General features: G+C 47.8%; 15 protein-coding genes. 8 read left to right on the plus strand and 7 right to left on the minus strand.

The window, feature by feature from the left end; genetic code table 11:
• From H6A34_RS09545 to ilvC, 7 genes are all read left to right on the plus strand, one after another.
• Window positions 1-233, plus strand: a 233-nt coding sequence (locus H6A34_RS09545) for a hypothetical protein (protein WP_205105181.1), incomplete at its 5' end; no start/stop codon positions are given.
• A 332-nt stretch (window positions 234-565) separates the two neighbouring features.
• Window positions 566-1,717, plus strand: coding sequence for an OmpA family protein (locus tag H6A34_RS09550; protein ID WP_205105183.1), 1,152 nt, complete (start codon window positions 566-568; stop codon window positions 1,715-1,717).
• A gap of 272 nt (window positions 1,718-1,989) precedes the next feature.
• A complete protein-coding gene (ilvD, locus tag H6A34_RS09555) occupies window positions 1,990-3,792 on the plus strand; it encodes a dihydroxy-acid dehydratase (RefSeq protein ID WP_205105185.1) in 1,803 nt (600 codons plus the stop codon).
• A 155-nt stretch (window positions 3,793-3,947) separates the two neighbouring features.
• Window positions 3,948-5,657: a biosynthetic-type acetolactate synthase large subunit gene (ilvB, locus tag H6A34_RS09560; RefSeq protein ID WP_021947857.1), complete on the plus strand. Its 1,710-nt coding sequence runs from the start codon at window positions 3,948-3,950 to the stop codon at window positions 5,655-5,657.
• A gap of 146 nt (window positions 5,658-5,803) precedes the next feature.
• The gene (gene ilvN, locus H6A34_RS09565) at window positions 5,804-6,361 is read left to right on the plus strand and encodes an acetolactate synthase small subunit (protein ID WP_021947856.1); all 558 of its coding nucleotides are present in this window, start codon (window positions 5,804-5,806) and stop codon (window positions 6,359-6,361) included.
• Window positions 6,354-7,118 carry an acyl-[acyl-carrier-protein] thioesterase gene (locus H6A34_RS09570; RefSeq protein ID WP_205105187.1) on the plus strand — a complete coding sequence of 255 codons (765 nt, stop codon included), beginning with the start codon at window positions 6,354-6,356 and terminating at the stop codon, window positions 7,116-7,118. The genes ilvN and H6A34_RS09570 overlap by 8 nt, the downstream gene beginning before the upstream one ends.
• 64 nt (window positions 7,119-7,182) lie before the next feature.
• Window positions 7,183-8,226, plus strand: coding sequence for a ketol-acid reductoisomerase (gene ilvC / locus H6A34_RS09575; protein ID WP_205105189.1), 1,044 nt, complete (start codon window positions 7,183-7,185; stop codon window positions 8,224-8,226).
• Window positions 8,227-8,880: 654 nt separating this feature from the next.
• Here ilvC and H6A34_RS09580 read toward each other — a convergent pair.
• From H6A34_RS09580 to H6A34_RS09595, 4 genes are all read right to left on the minus strand, one after another.
• The gene (locus H6A34_RS09580) at window positions 8,881-10,788 is read right to left on the minus strand and encodes a RecQ family ATP-dependent DNA helicase (RefSeq protein WP_205105191.1); all 1,908 of its coding nucleotides are present in this window, start codon (window positions 10,786-10,788) and stop codon (window positions 8,881-8,883) included.
• Window positions 10,789-10,887: 99 nt separating this feature from the next.
• Window positions 10,888-12,609, minus strand: a complete 1,722-nt coding sequence (gene recJ / locus H6A34_RS09585; protein WP_205105193.1) for a single-stranded-DNA-specific exonuclease RecJ — start codon at window positions 12,607-12,609, stop codon at window positions 10,888-10,890.
• A gap of 235 nt (window positions 12,610-12,844) precedes the next feature.
• On the minus strand, window positions 12,845-14,065 hold the full coding sequence (locus H6A34_RS09590) for a C1 family peptidase (RefSeq protein WP_338088653.1): 1,221 nt from the start codon (window positions 14,063-14,065) through the stop codon (window positions 12,845-12,847).
• 4 nt (window positions 14,066-14,069) lie between these two features.
• A complete protein-coding gene (locus H6A34_RS09595) occupies window positions 14,070-15,467 on the minus strand; it encodes an aminopeptidase P family protein (RefSeq protein WP_205105195.1) in 1,398 nt (465 codons plus the stop codon).
• Window positions 15,468-15,646: 179 nt separating this feature from the next.
• Here H6A34_RS09595 and H6A34_RS09600 point away from each other — a divergent pair, with 179 nt between their 5' ends.
• A complete protein-coding gene (locus H6A34_RS09600) occupies window positions 15,647-16,489 on the plus strand; it encodes a patatin-like phospholipase family protein (RefSeq protein WP_021947849.1) in 843 nt (280 codons plus the stop codon).
• Between the two features lie 101 nt (window positions 16,490-16,590).
• On the opposite strand, the gene H6A34_RS09605 is transcribed toward H6A34_RS09600, so the two are convergent.
• The 3 genes from H6A34_RS09605 to H6A34_RS09615 form a co-directional block, all read right to left on the minus strand.
• The gene (locus H6A34_RS09605) at window positions 16,591-17,115 is read right to left on the minus strand and encodes a DUF805 domain-containing protein (protein ID WP_021947848.1); all 525 of its coding nucleotides are present in this window, start codon (window positions 17,113-17,115) and stop codon (window positions 16,591-16,593) included.
• Between the two features lie 113 nt (window positions 17,116-17,228).
• Window positions 17,229-17,906 (minus strand): tRNA (guanosine(37)-N1)-methyltransferase TrmD, encoded by a 678-nt coding sequence (gene trmD / locus H6A34_RS09610; protein ID WP_021947847.1) that lies wholly within the window; start codon window positions 17,904-17,906, stop codon window positions 17,229-17,231.
• Window positions 17,907-17,956: 50 nt separating this feature from the next.
• Window positions 17,957-18,382 carry an HIT family protein gene (locus H6A34_RS09615; protein ID WP_205105197.1) on the minus strand — a complete coding sequence of 142 codons (426 nt, stop codon included), beginning with the start codon at window positions 18,380-18,382 and terminating at the stop codon, window positions 17,957-17,959.
• Between the last annotated feature and the right edge of the window lie 602 nt (window positions 18,383-18,984).

The raw sequence follows: 18,984 nt of genomic DNA on the forward strand, positions 1-18,984 counted from the left end.
CAAAACTATTGATTTTTAATCTTTTAAAAGAAAAACTCGATGTGCTCAATTTTATGTTGCTGAAAGGCCATCCAACAAAACTGCGGAAGAACCCCTCCTGCATGTGTTCCTACACTTGTTTCCCTAATGTGCGTTTTGCCGTTAGTGTCGGTATGGACGCTTGCTGTTGTTTCTCCAGCTACGGTTTATGTTTTGGCGTGTTACGTATGCGTGCATGTTTTTCGATTATTTAGGATGACATTCCGTGCATGCGCGTTATATATAAATAGGTATATGTTTTTCAGCTTTCAGTAGACGTTATGGCGTTGGGTTTGTTATCGTGTATAAGAAACAAAGGCGCGGCGGGCTGAAAAACCGGCGTTCATGAGTTAAGCGGATTGTTATAAAACACAGATATTTTGTTCTAAAGGTAATATTGTCAACGGCTTTTATGAATTGACAAGGTAAATTCCTTGAAAATTTTTTGGCCGGTGATTTCTTTTACGTATCTTTGCATTACCTTACAATAGGTTGATAATGGTAAAAAATTGAAATGAATTGATTGTTAAATTAAATTATTTGTAACATGAAGAAGTTATTTTTAATGCTTTTGGTAGGAGCTATGACAGCAAGTGTTTCAGCTCAGACTGTAGTTGAAAGCAAGACTTTGGATAACATTTACATTGGCGTCAATGGCGGTTTGGCCACAAAGACGACAGGCCACAGCTGGCTTAGCGACCTGAACCCCAATCTTGGCGTCCGTCTTGGCCGTAACTTTACGCCAGTGTTCGGCTTTGCGTTGGAGAGCAATGTGTATTTTTCCAATAAGCCTTATCCGTCAATAAAGACATTCGTACGTTCCATCAACACCTCTCTGTTGGGAACGGTCAACTTGAGCAACTGGTTCGGTGGATATAAGGGCGAGCCGAGGTTCTTCGAGGTTTCTGCTCTTTACGGTTTTGGTTGGGGGCACATCTTCGGCCATCCGTCAGACGATTTTAACGATGACCAGCTTACGTCTAAAGCGGCTGTAGACTTTGCTTTCAACCTTGGCAAGGCTAAGGCATGGCAGATTTACATCGAGCCGGCAATGATTTGGACTCTTGCTGGTAACAACATGGTTCGTGATAACGAGGTTGAGTATGACGTACACGAGTCAGGCTTCCAGCTGAATGTAGGTTTTATTTACAAGTTCAAGAACTCCAACGGCACACACAACTTCAAGATTGCTGAGCTTCGTGACCAGTCAGAGATTGACGCTCTCAATGCCAAAATCAACGACCTGCGTGACGACTTGAACGGTAAGGACGCGCAGCTGGCAGCCAAGGACCGCCAGATAAGTGACTTGCAGAAGGCTCTCGACGACTGCAACAATAAGCCGGCGCCTAAGTATGAAAAGCCGGCGACGGTGACCAACCTGCAGCCTACGGTACTTTTCCGCCAGGGTAAGTCGGTTGTTGATCCCGCTCAGTACGCTCCCATCGAGCTCATCGCTCAGTATATGAAGAACCATCCTGAGGCACAGGTGGAAATCAAGGGCTATGCTTCACCCGAAGGTTCAACGGAATTGAACCAGAAACTTTCTGAGGCTCGTGCCGAGGCAGTGAAGAAAATACTGGTCAACAAGTATAAGATTTCAGCCGACCGCCTCTCGACAAAGGGTTGCGGAGCTACCGACAAACTCTTTGAACAGGTCGAGTTCAATCGTGTTGCAACATTCAACGACAATACGAAATAAATTAATCCAATAGTATAAAATCCGACGGGATGGGTCTTTACGGGCTCGTCCCGTTTTTTTGTTGCGTGTATTCATCCTTCATGAGACCGTCGTCCGGTTATTGCACAATTCCTGTTCGTATGTGCATTTATATCTATTAATTCGTTACTTTTTACCCTGTTTTAATTACAGTTGTGACGTTTTAAGTCAAAATAATTAAAAATAATGTTGCCCGTTCGGCAAAAATGATGTACCTTTGCAAATGTGTTTACATTAAGATAAGACATAAGGAGATGAAACATAAGTTAAGGAGCGCGGTATGTACAGAGGGACGTCGCATGGCAGGGGCAAGAGCCCTGTGGGTTGCGTCGGGAATGAAGCACGAGCAATTCGGCAAACCGATAATAGCTATAGTCAACTCGTTTACCCAGTTTGTGCCCGGACATACCCACCTGCATGAAATAGGACAGATAGTAAAGGCCGAGATAGAGAAGATGGGATGTTATGCGGCCGAGTTCAATACAATAGCCATTGACGATGGCATTGCCATGGGGCATGACGGCATGTTGTATTCCCTTCCTTCCCGTGATATCATTGCTGATTCTGTTGAATACATGGTCAATGCGCATAAGGCGGACGCCATGATTTGCATATCCAACTGCGACAAGGTAACGCCCGGCATGCTTATGGCTGCCATGCGGCTTAACATTCCTACAGTATTCTGCAGCGGCGGTCCGATGGAGGCCGGCCGGTGGCGCAATGAAAATGCCGATTTGATAACGGCAATGGTCAAAGGGGCCGATCCAAGCGTAACGGATGAGGAAATAAGCGAGATAGAACGAAGCGCTTGTCCGGGGTGTGGCTGCTGTTCAGGTATGTTTACAGCCAATTCGATGAACTCGCTTACTGAAGCGATAGGCCTCGCTTTGCCCGGAAACGGAACGATTCTTGCAACGCATGAAAACCGCATACGTCTGTTCAAGGACGCCGCACGGCAAGTAGTTACCAACGCAATTAAGTATTATGAGGATGGTGATGAAAGCGTGCTTCCGCGTAATATAGCTACACGCGCGGCATTCCTTAATGCCATGACGCTTGACATCGCCATGGGCGGAAGTACCAATACAGTGTTGCATTTGCTTGCCGTCGCGCAAGAGGCGGGTGCCGATTTCAAGATGAGCGATATCGACATGCTCAGCCGCAAGGTGCCTTGTCTGTGTAAGCTGGCTCCGAACACGCAGAAATACAGTGTGCAGGAGTGCAACCGCGCAGGAGGTATCTTCGGTATAATGAACGAACTCTCCAAGGGGGGATTGATTGACGGCAGCGTGATGAGAGTGGATGGAAAGACGCTCGGTGAGCAACTTAGAATGTATGACATAACGGTGGGCGATGTTAATCCTGAGGCCGACCGTATTTACCAGAGCGCTCCGGGGCGTAGGTTCTCCACTCGTATGGGGTCGAAAAACGAGCGATGGGGTACGCTTGATACCGACCGTGTCAATGGTTGCATACGTGATATTGAGCATGCTTACACAAAGGATGGCGGCTTGGCCGTGCTTTTCGGTAACATCGCTCAGGATGGATGTGTGGTCAAGACGGCCGGTGTAGATCCGTCAATCTGGAAGTTCAGTGGTCCTGCCAAGGTGTTCGATTCGCAGGAAGACGCCTGTGAGGGCATTCTCGGCGGAAAAGTCAAGAGTGGCGATTGCGTTGTAATAACCCATGAAGGGCCAAAGGGCGGTCCGGGAATGCAGGAGATGCTTTATCCTACTTCATATATAAAGAGTATGCATCTCGGTACGGAATGCGCCCTGATTACTGACGGACGCTTTAGTGGGGGAACGTCGGGCCTAAGTATAGGGCACATCTCTCCTGAAGCTGCGGCAGGCGGAAATATAGGCAAGATAGTTGATGGTGACATCATCGAGATAGACATTCCCAACCGTTCTATCAATGTAAGGCTAAGTGACGATGAGCTTGCGTCGCGGGGACAGCGTCCTATGACACGTAAACGTGAGGTTAGCAAGGCCTTGCGTGCTTACGCCCAAAGCGTGAGTTCGGCCGATAAAGGAGGAGTGAGGATAATTGATTGAGTGATAAGTGTAATGGAAGAAATGGTAAAGTATATATGCCATGAGGTGTGTAATGCTTGTTTCTTTACGTTGCGGATAAACAACTTGGTGTATTCTGTTTTACTTTTTTCTTTCTTGCTGCTTTATTACTATAGATAAAAACATTAATAGATATTATGCCAACAGAAGTAATTACCGGAGCAGAGGCCCTTATGAGGGCGTTGAAAGCCGAGGGTGTGAAGACTATTTTCGGTTACCCTGGCGGTGCCATAATGCCGGTTTTTGATACTCTTTATGATTATACGCGCGGGGAAAAGAAAGCTTTTGAGCACATTTTGGTGCGTCACGAACAGTCTGCTGCGCATGCCGCCGAAGGTTATGCAAGAGTGAGCGGTGACGTAGGTGTGTGTCTCGTGACGAGCGGTCCCGGTGCCACGAATACTCTGACAGGCGTAGCTGACGCAATGATGGATTCTACCCCGATAGTGGTTATTGCCGGACAGGTAGGAGTATCGGCATTGGGCACAGACGCATTTCAGGAAGTGGATCTTGTCGGTGTGGCCCAACCTATCAGTAAATGGAGCTACCAGATACGTCGTGCAGAGGATATTGCGTGGGCTGTTAGCCGTGCGTTTTATATTGCCCGGTCAGGAAGGCCAGGTCCGGTTGTGCTTGATTTTCCGAAGAACGCACAGATAGAGACTACGGAATACAAGCCCTGCGAGGTGGATTTTGTGCGCAGTTATGTCGCTTATCCAACTCTAAATGAGGAGGCGGTGCGGCGTGCGGCAGAGCTGATTAACCATTCAGAGAAGCCGCTGGCGTTAGTTGGACAGGGTGTTGAACTTGGTAACGCACAGCAAGAGTTGGTAGACTTTCTTGAAAAAGGTGGCATACCTGCAGGCCGTACACTGTTGGGACTTTCCGCATTGCCAACCGATCATCCTCTGAATGTCGGCATGTTGGGTATGCATGGTAATTATGCTCCGAACATAAAGGAGCAGGAGTGCGATGTCCTTATTGCTATCGGGATGCGTTTCAGTGACCGTGTGATAAGTGATGTCTCCACATTCGCAAAGCAGGCAAGAATAATTCATCTTGATATTGACAAAGCTGAGATAGACAAGAACGTTAAGACGGACGTGGCTGTAGTGGCTGACTGCAAGGTGTCTCTGCCCGCAATAACGGCGCTTCTGGAGAAGCGTGAGCATAAAGAGTGGCTCGACAGCTTTGTTCCATTGTATGAAAAGGAATTTGAGAAAGTTATACGTCCGGCCATACATCCAGAGGAAGGACCGTTGTTGATGGGGGAGGTTGTAAACGCAGTGGCTGAGGCGACCCACGGCGATGCCGTATTGGTAAACGACGTAGGTCTCAACCAGATGTTTTCATGCCGTTATTTCAAGTATAATAAGAAGCGTTCCATTGTCAGCAGTGGCGGTCTTGGCACGATGGGATATGGCCTTCCTGCTGCCATCGGGGCAACTTTCGGCGCCTCAGACCGTACCGTTTGCATGTTTACGGGCGACGGCGGATTACAGATGAGCATACATGAATTGGGTACGATAATGGAGCAGCATGCGCCTGTCAAGATTATATTGATGAACAATAATTATCTTGGTAACGTAAGGCAATGGCAGGATATGTTCTTTGACAAGCGCCGTTCGTTCACCCGTATGCAGAATCCTGATTACGGAAAGATATGCGCGGGCTATGGGATAAGCTATTCTTTTGTAGCTGACCGTGACAGACTGAAGGATGAAGTGGCAAGAATGCTTGCTACCGAAGGCCCGTATCTGCTGGAGTGCGCTGTAAAAGAGGAGGAAAACATACTGCCGATGACGCCGCCTGGATGTCCAGTAGGCGAGATGATGTTAGAGATATAAAGTTGATAAATAAAGGAGCCTGAAGGTTTGATTACGTGATGGCCGTGCCCAGGCGGTGGCAACGCTGCAAGGTAAATAGACATTGGCCGTCAAGGTGTAATGGCGTATAGCCGTCCTTCAGGAACTTTGACTACAAATAAGAATATATGGAAACAACCGATAAAAAGCTGTACACACTGTTGGTGTACTCTGAAAACATAGCCGGAATACTTAATCAGATAACGGCGGTTTTCACCCGTAGGCAGGTCAACATCGAGAGCCTTAACGTGTCGGCCTCGAGCATTGAGGGGGTGCATAAGTACACGATAACAGCATGGAGCGATGAGGACCAGATAATAAAGATAACCAAGCAGATAGAGAAAAAGATTGACGTAATTAAGGCCGACTATTATACAGACGACCAGCTGTTCATCCGTGAGGTTGGACTTTATAAGTTGTCAACGCCGGAGGTTCTTGACAATCCGGATATTTCAAGGACTATCAGGAAGGCTGATGCCCGTATAGTAGAGGTCAATCCGACGTTCTGCAGTGTGATGCTGAGCGGTGTTACCGAAGATATAACGGCCTTGTACTTTGCGCTCGACAAGTTTAATTGTGTGCTTCAGTACACCCGTAGCGGACGTATAGCCATTACGCGCAGCACTGTTGAACAGGTTAGTGATTTTCTTGAAATGCAGGAGCAAAACAGGAAGAAAAATGCTTGACAGGACGGGACGATACGATTTTATGGCCGAGCCGTTCCATTGTGATTTCTCCAAACGGTTATCAATGGGACATTTGGGCAACCATCTGCTCAACGCGGCCGACTTTCATGCTATAGACAGAGGTTTCGGCATGCCCCAACTGAATCCGGAACACAAGACATGGGTGCTGTCACGGCTTGCCGTGGAGATGGAGGAAATGCCGCCGGAATATACGAAGTTCAGCGTAGAAACGTGGATTGAAGGGGTGATGAGGTACTTTACCAACCGTAATTTCCGTATTGTCGACGCTGCCGATGATAACCGCGTTTATGGCTATGGGCGGAGTATCTGGGCACTTATTGACACAGATACCCGTCAGCCATTGAATATTCCTGACCTTGGCGGAGGCGAGATTGCGCGTTATGTTGATACGGAAAGGGTTTGTCCTATCGCTTCGCTGTCACGCGTAAAGATAGGAAAAGATGCGTGCCGTGTGGCTTCATTGCCCACGCATTACAGCGACGTGGACGTCAATGGGCATATCAACAGCGTGAAGTACATTGAGCATGTGCTTGATTTGTTCGGCTTGGATTGGTATAGGGGACATCGGGTGCGGCGGTTTGACATAGCCTACGTGGCTGAAAGCCATTATGGCGATACGCTTAACTTTTACCGTGAGGATGTTGCCGACGGCGCCGTCTGCGTGCGGATAACCAAGAGCACTCCCGGAGATGACGGCGAGACGGAGGTGTGCCGCAGCATGATTGCCTTTACTTAAGCAGCTGTTGCGGATGAGAGTGGTAATATAACGTTTAACAATACATTATAAAACAAAAAGGATTATGGCAGAAATGAATTTCGGTGGCGTTATCGAAACGGTTGTCACCAGTAAGGAGTTTTCATTGGAGAAGGCGCGCGAGGTGTTGAAAGACGAGACCATCGCCGTGCTTGGCTACGGCATTCAGGGCCCCGGCCAGGCGTGCAACCTGCGCGACAATGGCTTTAACGTAATCGTCGGCCAGCGCGAGGGCAAGACGTATGACAAGGCCGTGGCCGACGGATGGGTGCCCGGTAAAACGCTCTTTTCGCTTGAAGAGGCGGCCGAAAAGGGCACGATAATATGCATGCTGCTGTCCGACGCGGGGCAGATATCGGTTTGGCCGAAGGTAAAACCATACCTTACAAAGGGCAAGGCTCTGTATTATTCGCACGGCTTCGCTATCAACTGGAGCGACCGCACGGGTGTTGTGCCGCCGGAGGACATTGATGTCATAATGGTAGCGCCCAAGGGTTCGGGTACGTCGTTGCGTACTATGTTCTGCGAGGGCAGGGGGCTTAACTGCTCGTATGCCGTTTATCAGGATGCTACCGGACGTGCCGAGGAGCGCACTATAGCTTTCGGTATAGGTATCGGGGCAGGCTATCTGTTCAAGACTACGTTCGAGCGCGAGGCTACGAGCGACCTTACAGGCGAGCGTGGTTCGCTTATGGGAGCTATTGAGGGACTGCTTGAGGCTCAGTACCAGGTGCTGCGCGAGCACGGACATTCGCCTTCGGAGGCTTTCAACGAGACTGTCGAGGAGCTTACACAGAGCCTCGGCCCGTTGTTCGGAGCCAAGGGTATGGACTGGATGTACGCTAACTGCTCCACAACGGCGCAGCGTGGCGCGCTCGACTGGGCGCCGCGCTTCCGTGAGGCTATCAAGCCCGTCATGGAGTGGCTCTACCTGTCAGTAAAGTCTGGCAACGAGGCGCAAATCTCCATCGACAGCAACTCGAAGCCCGACTATCGTGACAAGTTGAACGAGGAGCTGCGTCAAATGCGTGAAAGTGAGATGTGGCAGGCAGGCGCAACGGTGCGCAAGCTGCGCCCGGAGAACAATTAATGGGTTTGTCGGAATGTTGCCGCTGCCTTAGTGTAGTGGCGTAACGGCGCAAGGCTAACGGCTTTGCGCCGTTTGTTTTGCCACCTCATGGTCTGCGCGCGTTTGTCAATCAGATTTGTCTGAAGCGTAGCAAATTGTCATTGAGGAAAGTTTACGGTTCTTGCGCAATCTGGAAACGTATTTTGGGAAAATGCCATGCCGAATTAGCAAAACGGTTCTTTTGCGCGTAAAGAATTATTTGTTAAATTGAGTACGCTTTGCTTTCTCGTTGCGGGAAGATAGCTTTCGCATTGCTGGAAGATAGTTTTCTCGATGAGAAAGCATAGTGTATTCAACGAAAAAACATGGTTTTTCCGAGCGAAAAAGGCCGTTTTTCATTGCACAAAAAACGGCTGGCGTGTGTAACCGCAATTAGTGCAATGATTTACGGTTGCACACGCCAGATTGGCGTATTTAAGTCAATCGAAAAGAAATTTTTGGCCGCGCCCGTTCTACAGCGTCAACGTTTTTCAAAGTGCAAGCGGATGGGCTTGTTTCGTGGACAAAGTGTAATATAGGCGTATGGTAGTGTGGACTTAATGCGTATCCGTGTTTTTGCCGCTTGGTAATAACGGCTTGCCATGCAAGCGGGCGGCGGCCGGATCGGATACGCCGTCAGGTATTGTGGCGTATGGCCAGTTTCCCGTCCTTTATGTGTATCTTCTCTTCGCAGACAAGATCGGCTATGGCTTTTTTTATAATATCGTTGGCAATGCCGGTAAGCGTAATGTCGGTTACCGAATGCATTGCCTTGTCGGCCAGCGCGGCCATAATCCCGGCCTTGGCGGCGTTAATCTCCCCTTTGCTGCCCGTGTTCATGCCATGTGCGCGGCAAACGTCGCACTGTCCGCAGTCGTCCGTGCGCATCTCGCCGAAATACCTCAGCAACTGTCGGCTGCGGCATACGTAGTCGTTCTCGGCATAGCTTATCATGGCATCAATGCGCTCGGTGTACTCGCGCTTGCGGTCGTCGTATATATCGTTGGAGAACACCAGGCGTTCGGCTTCCTCCCGCCTTTGCAGATAGCGGATGTGCGGTATCTTTTTCCGTGGTATGTAGCGTATGATGTTCCGCCGTGTCAGGTTTTTCAGTATCATGTAAATGCTGTCGCGCGACAGTCCTGTTTGTTGCTCGATGAGGCTTTCCTCGATATAGCAGAAGTCGGTGAACAAACCGCCGTAATTCCTCAGTAACGCTGTAATCACGGTGTTTTCGTTGTCGCTGAGGCTGTCCAGCCGGTATAGTTCCTCCCTTCCCGTCAGTATGTTTACCTGTGACATGTCGTCGCGGCCGTCCTCATAGTCGATATATCCGGCGCGCGATAGAATCTTGAGTGACGAGTCGACAGGCACAGGGAAATGCTTGAAGTACTGGCAGAACCGCTCGATGTTGAACTCGAAACGACACCCGCCGCCGCTGCCTATGCCTATCTGATAGAAGTAGGCAAGGTGTTCGTACACCTTGCGTATGTAGTCTTTGTCGGGGAAAGTCTCGTCAATGCGACGCTTTAGTTTGGCTTTGTCATTGCCGTCGTACAACAGTATAGCGTATGCCGGCTTGCCGTCGCGCCCGGCACGCCCAGCCTCCTGAAAGTAGGCTTCCGGCGAGTCTGGACAGTCAATGTGTATCACGAGACGAACGTCGGGCTTGTCTATTCCCATACCGAATGCGTTGGTGGCCACCATTATGCGTGTTTTGTCCTCTTGCCATTGCTTCTGGCGAGTGTCGCGTACGGCAGTTTCAAGTCCGGCGTTGTAGAACGTGGCGCTTATACCGGCCTTAATGAGGGCTTGCGCCGTCTCTTTCGTGCGTTTACGGCTGCGCACGTAGATTATTGCCGAACCGTCGATACTGTTGAGTAGGCGTAGCGTCTCGCCCATTTTGTTGCTCGTCTTGGTTACGATGTAGGCCAGGTTCTTGCGCTCGAAACTCATCCTGAACACGTTGTCACGACTGAATCCGAGACATGCCTGGATGTCGTCTACCACGCGTGGAGTGGCTGTTGCCGTTAGTGCGAGTATCGGCGCGTCAGGCTTTATGCGCCTTATGTCGTTTATCTTAAGGTATGACGGACGGAAATCATAGCCCCATTGGCTTATGCAGTGGGCCTCGTCAACGGTGATGAAGCTCACTTTCATGTGGCCAAGTTTTTTCTGGAAAAGTTCGGACGACAGCCTTTCGGGCGATACGTACAGTATTTTCACTCCGCCGAAGATGGCGTTTTCAAGTGTCGTGATTACGTCGGCGTGCTGCATTCCGGAGTAGACGGCCGCCGCCTTTATGCCTCTTTGGCGCAGATGGTCTACCTGGTCCTTCATCAGGGCGATAAGCGGGGTGATTACGATGCATACACCTCCAGTGGCCAAGGCTGGCACCTGGAATGTAAGCGACTTGCCGCCGCCTGTAGGCATAAGTCCGAGCGTGTCGTGTCCGGCACCTATGCTCTCGATGATTTCACGCTGTATTCCGCGGAAATCATCGTAGCCCCAATATTCTTTTAGTATCCGGAGATATTTGTCCATAGGCGTGGAAATTAAGAATTAAGAGTTAAGAATTAAGAAAATATCCATTGCCGTCAAAGACATTCATTTTTTTCTTAATTCTTAACTCTTAATTCTTAATTATTCTTCAGATGGTCTTATGTCCTCGATTTGCAGCTGTACGCCATTGTGTTTGAAAACGTTGTCCTCTATGGTGTATGCGATATCGAAGCTTCGTTTAGATTTGATGTAACGTGCCGAGCCGCTTTGTCCGAAGGCAATGCCGTTCATTACGTTGTTTGATTTTGAGTCGACAAGTTCAAGCTTGATGTGCTCCTGTTCTCGCCCCACCACTTTGCTCGTTCCGAAGTCATAGACATCAGTAGTGCAGAACAGCGGTTTCTGGTTCATCGGACCGAACGGTCCGAACTTCTTTAAGTCGGCATGCAGTTTACGTGTAATGTCCTTGAAGTCTATCATTGCGTCGATGTCAAGCGTTGCCTCGGTCTGTTCCGGTTGTATATGCTCGTCGACATAATGCTGGAAACGCCTGCGGAACTCAGGAACATCCTTCCATTTAAGGGTTAGTCCCGCCGCGTATGTGTGTCCTCCGAAGTTGATCAGTATATCGCGGCAGCTTTTGATTGCCGAGTATACGTCGAAACCGGTGACGCTTCTTGCCGAACCAGTGGCGAGGTCGTCTTCGCGTGTCAGTACTATTGTAGGGCGGAAGTATATTTCAGTAAGTCGTGACGCGACAATGCCTATTATACCTTTTTTCCAGTTCTCGTCATACAGTACAATGCTGGAATGGCGCTTTTGGCTTTCTATTCTTGATATTATTTGGTTGGCCTCCTCGGTCATTTGTTTGTCTATGTCCTTGCGCAACTCGTTGTATTCGTTGATGTGTTTAGCTTCTTTCAAAGCCTGGCTGAAGTCTTTTTCTACAAGCAGGTCAACGCTTTCCCGTCCATTTTCCATTCTGCCGGAAGCGTTTATGCGCGGTCCGATTTTGAATACAATGTCGCTCATGGTAAGCGTGCGTCCGCTAAGTCCGCAAATGTCGATAATCGCTTTCAGGCCTACGCTTGGGTTTTGGTTTAGCTGTTTTAGACCGTGGAATGCCAGTATGCGGTTCTCCTCGACTACAGGTACAATATCTGCGGCAATGCTCACTGCGCAGAAATCCAATAAGGGCAGAAGCCGTGAGAACGGAATGCCGTTATTCTTTGCGAACGCCTGCATGAATTTGAAGCCAACCCCGCATCCGCAAAGGTGTTTGAAGGGATATGTGTCATCGCTGCGTTTTGGATTGAGGATAGCCACTGCTGGCGGCATCTTCTCGTCCGGCACATGATGGTCGCAGATGATGAAGTCAATGCCGAGGCTTTTGGCATGAGCTATCTCCTCGTTTGCCTTTATTCCGCAATCAAGGATAATGATGAGTTTAACACCTGTCTGCTTGGCGTATTCAATCCCTTTATAGCTTACTCCATATCCTTCGTCGTAACGGTCGGGGATGTAATAGTCAATGTTAGAATAAAACTGTTGCAAAAATTTATAGACGAGTGCAACGGCTGTACACCCGTCAACGTCATAATCGCCGTACACCATGATACGTTCCTTGCGGCCCATTGCGTCGTTCAGTCTGTCTACGGCCACGTCCATGTCCTTCATCAGGAATGGGTTTATGAGGTCGTTGAGCTGTGGACGGAAGAACCGTTTTGCGGCTGATTCTGTCGTAATACCACGTTTTATAAGTATTTCGGCAAGTATGGGACTTATTCCAATCTTGGTGGATAATTCCTCAGCCTCCCTTGTTTGTTCTGATGTCGGTTGCTCGTAATTCCATTTGAAATGCATTATATCGTTTTTTGTTTTTTCTGTTCCAAGACTTTTGCCTTTGACAAAAGTGCGTGTAAAGTTACAAAGAAAAAACAAGAAAAAGGCCCTTTACGTTGGAAAATATGGAATTTGGAGGTGTATGTGTTGGTAATTGGGAATAAAAAAAGGAGAATTATGGCACGTCTTGTACCCTGTAATTCATCAGGATAGGCCATAATTCTCCGTTCTGTAGTCAAGTATTCTTTTTTATGAATCAGATACCGAGTTTCTTGCGGATATCTTTTGGAATGGCGTTTTTGTTGACCATAATGTTCATTGTCTTGTAAGCCACGTAGTTCTTTGTCATGTACCACGTACCTTTGTAGTCGCCGTATTCACCCCATGAGTTCTTAACCATGTAATATTCACGGCCGTTCTGGTCTTTTGCAATACCGTATAGGTGCATTCCGTGGTCATCTGTTGTTTCCCAGCTGTCGAATGCTTCCTGGCGCATTTCCTGTGTTGGAACAATCTCAGGAGCGTCAATTCCGAGAGAATCGAGCTTGCTTCTCTTCTCTGTTGCAGAGAGTTTGAACCAACGGTCTGCGTCAGTGCCAGCCATGCTGCGTGCTTTCTTTACGTCATAGGCTATACCGAGACCTTTGCGTGTGAAACCGTCCTCTGTAACATCGCCACCCCATGCAACTGTATAACCTTCGTTTATTGCATTGTCGATGATTTTCATCAGTTCATCCATCGGTACGTTGTAGGACTGTGCCCAGCGCCAGTTGTCTTGTATTTCGATTGGGAACTGAGTGTAGAATGGATGGTGAGTGTAGCTGGTTATTGATACATAGTCGTCAAGATTGAGGCCCAGGCTTGCGGCAAACTCCTTCGGAGTATATTCTTTTCCTTCATACGTAAATTTCTCAGGGCATGCTCCAAGATAAGCGTCGATAATGCCTTGTAGTCCCTTTTTCCATTGTGGTGATATCTTTTTGGCTTTACTTTTTGCTACGGCTGCAACATAAGGTTCCATTACGCCAAAGAACTCATCAAAGTTAGCGAGAGAGTCTCCTGTAAGAGTTCCGGGAGCAGGCATGGCTTCTTCTGGGCATATTCCGTAGTTCTGCATTATTGTTACAACGTCTTCGAAGCTTCCGCCTTGTGAGAACTGGCTGTCGCCGTGCATTCTTACGGTCACGATGGCGCGGTCCATGTAATCTTTGTTGGCGATGAACATTTCGCAGAGGTTGTATGTCTTGCCTGTATTCTTCAAGATTTCACTCTCGAGAAAGCTCAGCGTTGAATATGCCCAGCAAGTTCCGCTACGGTTTTGGTCTTTGATACTTGTAATGGGGTTAGCCTTGATTGTTGTAAACACGGCTTTGTTCTTGTCTTCGGAGGCTTTTTTCTCCTGTGCGTTTGCTCCTGCCGTGATGCAGGCCAGCAACATCATTGCAAATAGTTTTCTCATGTTTTTATTTTTATTTATTTGTTTAATTGTTTGCCATGAACTCTTCTACGTCCTTAGGATGGTAAGGTATGCGTTCTTTTCCGAGGAAACGGCAACTGTCTGCTGTTATCAGAACGTCGTCTTCTATTCGTATTCCGCCAAAGTCCTTGTATGTTTCGAGTACATCATAATTAATGAAATCGGTGTGGAGTCCTTTTGCCCTCCAGTCGTCAATCAAGTCAGGAATGAAATATATACCCGGTTCATCGGTCACTACAAAGCCTTCTTCCAGCCGACGTCCCATCCTTAATGCGTTAGTGCCGAATTGTGTAGAAGGACGTGTCTCTTCGTCAAATCCGACGTATATTTGCCCGAGACCTTCCATATCGTGTACGTCCATACCCATCATATGTCCTAATCCGTGGGGTAGAAACATTGCGTGCGCCCCTGCATTGACGGCTTCGTCGACATCGCCCTTCATCAGTCCAAGCTCTTTCAGTTTACCTGCCATGAGTCTGCATACGGCTAAATGTACGTCTTTATATCGCACTCCTGGTTTGGCTACGTTAAGAACGTAGTCATGACAGGCTTCAACAATACTGTATATGTCGAGTTGGCGTTGGGTGAATTTTCCATTGACGGGATATGTTCTCGTATTATCCGAACAATAATTGTTGCGGTTTTCGGCTCCTGCATCGCATAACACGAGCCGTCCGTCCTGTAGCTCATCCCATCGTGGAGCGCCGTGCATAATTTCGCCATGCTGTGTGTAGATTGTTGCGAAACTTACCATTGCACCGTATGAATGCGCTACGCCGTCAACCTGTCCACCTATGTATTTTTCCGTCAGGCCCGGTTTTGTCAGGCGCATTGCCGTAGTGTGCATTTTGTATCCTATTGAGCAAGCGTTTTCTATTTCGTCTATTTCCTGCTGTTCCTTCGTTGAACGCATTGTTATTACAGCGTTGATAAGTTCAAGCGACGCAGCCTCTTTCTGTTGGTTAGGATGTATGCCGAGCAGGTCGAAGATTTGCAGTTTTGTGTCAAACCTGTACGGAGGAAGGAAATGTACTGGCTTATGTTGTCTAAGGGCCTCGTTACATATTACCTGAAGCTGTTTCATAGGTGCCGTTTTGCTGACGCCTACGCTTGCGGCAAGTTCCTTAACACTGTCAACGGAACCGAACCAAACGATATCTTCAATGTCGATGTCATTGCCTACGATGGTCTCCGTGTCTTCGTCAATGTCGATGATACCGACAAGTCCGTCACGGTTGATTCCGAAATAGTAAAGGAACGAAGAGTCCTGACGAAACGGATAGTAGCCGTTTGAAGGATAGTTTACTGGGGATTCATTGTTGCCGAAAAGTAGGATTACTCCTTTCTTTACGAGCTTTTTCAGTTCGGTACGGCGGTTAACATAAGTTTCTTTACTGAACATATCTTCAAAGTATTATTTTGGCAAGATACCCATTTAATCATTGTCCGTTAATGCGCAAGTTTTTGAATTATTGTCAGGCGCATGGTTACGAAACTGTTAAAATCAGGCTCTTTTGGTTGCAAAGATATGCAATTTTGTCTTAAAATCATTAATTTTGCCTTTGTTTTTAATAAAGTTTTATGCGGATAGACCGAAATACGGGGCTTGTTCTTGAGGGAGGCGGCATGCGCGGGGTATTTACGAGTGGCGTGCTTGATGCGTTCATGAAGAATGAATTGTATTTCCATTATGTTGTTTCCGTGTCGGCGGGTGCTTGTAACGGACTGTCGTATATGAGCCGGCAGATACGTAGGGCCCGTATTTCCAACATTGATTATCTTGCCAGATATAAATATATCGGCTTGCGACATTTGGTGACACAGGGGTGTATTTTTGACCGCAAGCTGCTTTATGATGATTTTCCAAATACATTGTTGCCTTATGATTTTGATGCGTTTTTCGGCAATCCCGACGAGTTCGAGATGGTAACGACTAATTGCCTGACAGGCCAAGCGTGTTACCTTACGGAGAAACATGACCGCCAGCGATTACTTGACATCGTTAAGGCAAGCAGCAGTCTGCCGTATGTCTGCAAGATTGTAGATGTTGACGGCGTACCGATGCTTGACGGCGGGGTAGTGGACAGCATACCTGTTGGACGTGCTGTAGAGCGTGGTCATGAGCATAATGTAGTCGTGTTGACACGTAATTACGGTTTCCGTACGACAGAGAAAGACCGTAAAATACCTCATTTCATATATAAGAACTACCCTAAGCTACGTGTTGCCTTAAGCCATCGGTGTGAGGCGTACAACCGGCAGCTTGCCATGATTGAGGAACTTGAGAGTCAAGGACGTATTGTCTGCATACGGCCTGAACGTCCTGTCAATGTTGGGCGTATGGAAAAAGACATCGACAAACTTGAGCTTTTGTATGAAGAAGGGTTGGAGTTGGGAGAGAAATTCTGCAAAGAATATCTTTAATAGAGAGCAGACAAGAAGTGATTTTTCAGTAGACAAGTTACAAGCAGACGGGCAAATCTCCTTATTTGCTCGTCTGCTTTTATCTTGTCTGCTAAAGATTGTTACTCGTCAGCTAATTCATTGGGTACGTACTTCGGAGACGGGCCGTACTTATTGTCCTCGGGTTTGCCGTCACGTACGCAGAATACGAAAATAGTGATATTCACGATGAATGACAAAAAGCCTAAAGTGGGAAATACCGGTCCGCGCAATACTTCCGTTGCCTCTTCGATATTGGGGTTTATTGTCGACATAGCCTCGTAATATCCGCTTTGCATGATGTAGATGTTGCTTATGAGGCCAATGATAATAGAAGCAGCCACCCACCATCCACTGTGCCCGCGGTCATGAAGACGGCGTACGGTGACCGACCACGTGGTTAACTGGAGCAGGAATGCTATTACTGAAAGTACTACGGGAAATGCGCCGAGCACAAATGCCAGCACCATCATTACGATGAAATATGCCAGCCAATACCACCACAATTCGCTGCGGCGTGCGCGTCCTTTGAAGTTTGTAAGGTTTCCAAGTACCGATTTGATGGATTCTCCAAGGGTTAATGACGGTAGTTTCTTGATGTTTTCCATAAATGAAAGTTTTATTTGTTAAACGTTAGATTGATTGTTAACCAAAAGTGTTTCCCTTCCCCTCTCTCCGTTAATTTGTCGGCATTTGGCCTGCTGGCTATACGTCATTAATGTTAATCCTTGAGCAGGTCGGGACGCAGTCGTTTTGTGCGTTCGTAACTTTGTTCTATCTCCCAATCCTTTATCTTTGCCTCGTTGCCGCTCAACAGAATGTCGGGCACACGCCACCCCTTGTATTCGGCGGGACGGGTGTAGATGGGTGCGGAGAGCATGTCGTCCTGGAAACAGTCCGACAGCGCGCTCTGGTCATCGCTGATTACTCCGGGTACGAGCCTTATTATGGCGTCGGCCATCACTGCAGCGGCCAGTTCGCCGCCTGTGAGGACATAGTCGCCTATGCTTATCTCGCGCGTGATGAGATGGTCACGTATGCGCTGGTCAATACCTTTGTAGTGGCCACACAATATAATAAGGTTGCCTTTCAGCGACAGGTCATTGGCTATATGCTGGTCGAACTGCTCGCCGTCAGGCGACGTAAAGATTACTTCGTCATACTCACGTTCTGCCTTAAGTGCCGTTATGGCGTTGTCAATAGGTTCACATCTCATTACCATGCCTGCGAACCCTCCGTATGGATAGTCGTCCACCCGCCGCCATTTGTCGTCCGAATAGTCGCGCAGGTTGTGCAGGTGTATCTCGGCCAGGCCTTTCTTTTGTGCCCTGGCCAGTATTGACTCGTGTACGAAACCCTCAAGCATTTCGGGCAAAACAGTGATTATGTCTATTCTCATTAAATTAAAGAATTAAGAGTTAAGAAATTAGGTATTTAATTCTTAATTTATCATAGTTCTTTTTTCAATGCTTCGGCCATGTCGGCGTATTCCTTATCTGTAAGGTATACTTCCTGTGGATTCATGCGGAACACTCCGCCGAAGTCCGGTCCGCCTTCGTATTTCGGCACGAGATGGAAGTGCAGGTGTGACAACGTGTCCGAATATGCGCCGTAGTTTATTTTTACCGGATTAAATACTTTCTGCATGGCGCGTGTCGCGTGTACAACGTCGGCCATGAAGGCGTTGCGTTCTTCGTCGCTTAACAGGTTGATGTCGTCAACATGCTTGTCGTAAGCCACGAGGCAACGGCCGTGGTATGTCTGCTCCTTGAAGATGAACAGGCGTGATACACTCAGTTTCGCAACCTCTATCATCAGGTTGTGTTGTGTCTCGTTATTCTGGCAATAGAGACAGTCTTTAGGGTCGCTTTTCATATTTCTTTGTTCGTTTTATGATTATGTAAGTTTGCTTTAACCTTTATTGTAAAGGAAGCTTAACAGGTACAAAGATAACATAAAGTTACTGAAAAAGCAAGAAATCCGCGACTTATTTTATTATCTTGCCGTTATAAAGGCATTAATATAATATGTCATTCATATCTCTGTGTATGCCGTTTCAAGGCCGTTTACGAGATACTATGTGGCGGTTTTTGTAATATCTTGATTCTCAGTGCGTTATAAAATGCCGTCTTTCGTGGGTCAAAATATGGCATTTTAGCGTGTAAAATGCGGCCTTTGTGTCTTTTCCTGAAATAGGTTGACAGTTTTTGTTTAAATAAACTACATTATTTTACACACTCTTGATAGAGGTACTGGAATAGTTGACATCGCATCAGGAAATGTGCCGCTTTACTTTACATTCCCGGTCTTTGTCAGGCGGACCCGCGGGGCCGCCTGACAAAATCGCAGCAAAGATACTATCTTCCGTTGTCATTCCCTCCATGCCCCACCGTTTTTTTTCTTTTCCACAGCCGTTTTTGTTCGCCGCTCCCGGCGTGCGCCGTCTCCGGGGTGTTGTTACCGATGCTCATGTGGGG

Origin of the sequence: Marseilla massiliensis (assembly GCF_016899855.1) — a bacterium.
Taxonomy (GTDB): Bacteria; Bacteroidota; Bacteroidia; order Bacteroidales; family Bacteroidaceae; genus Prevotella.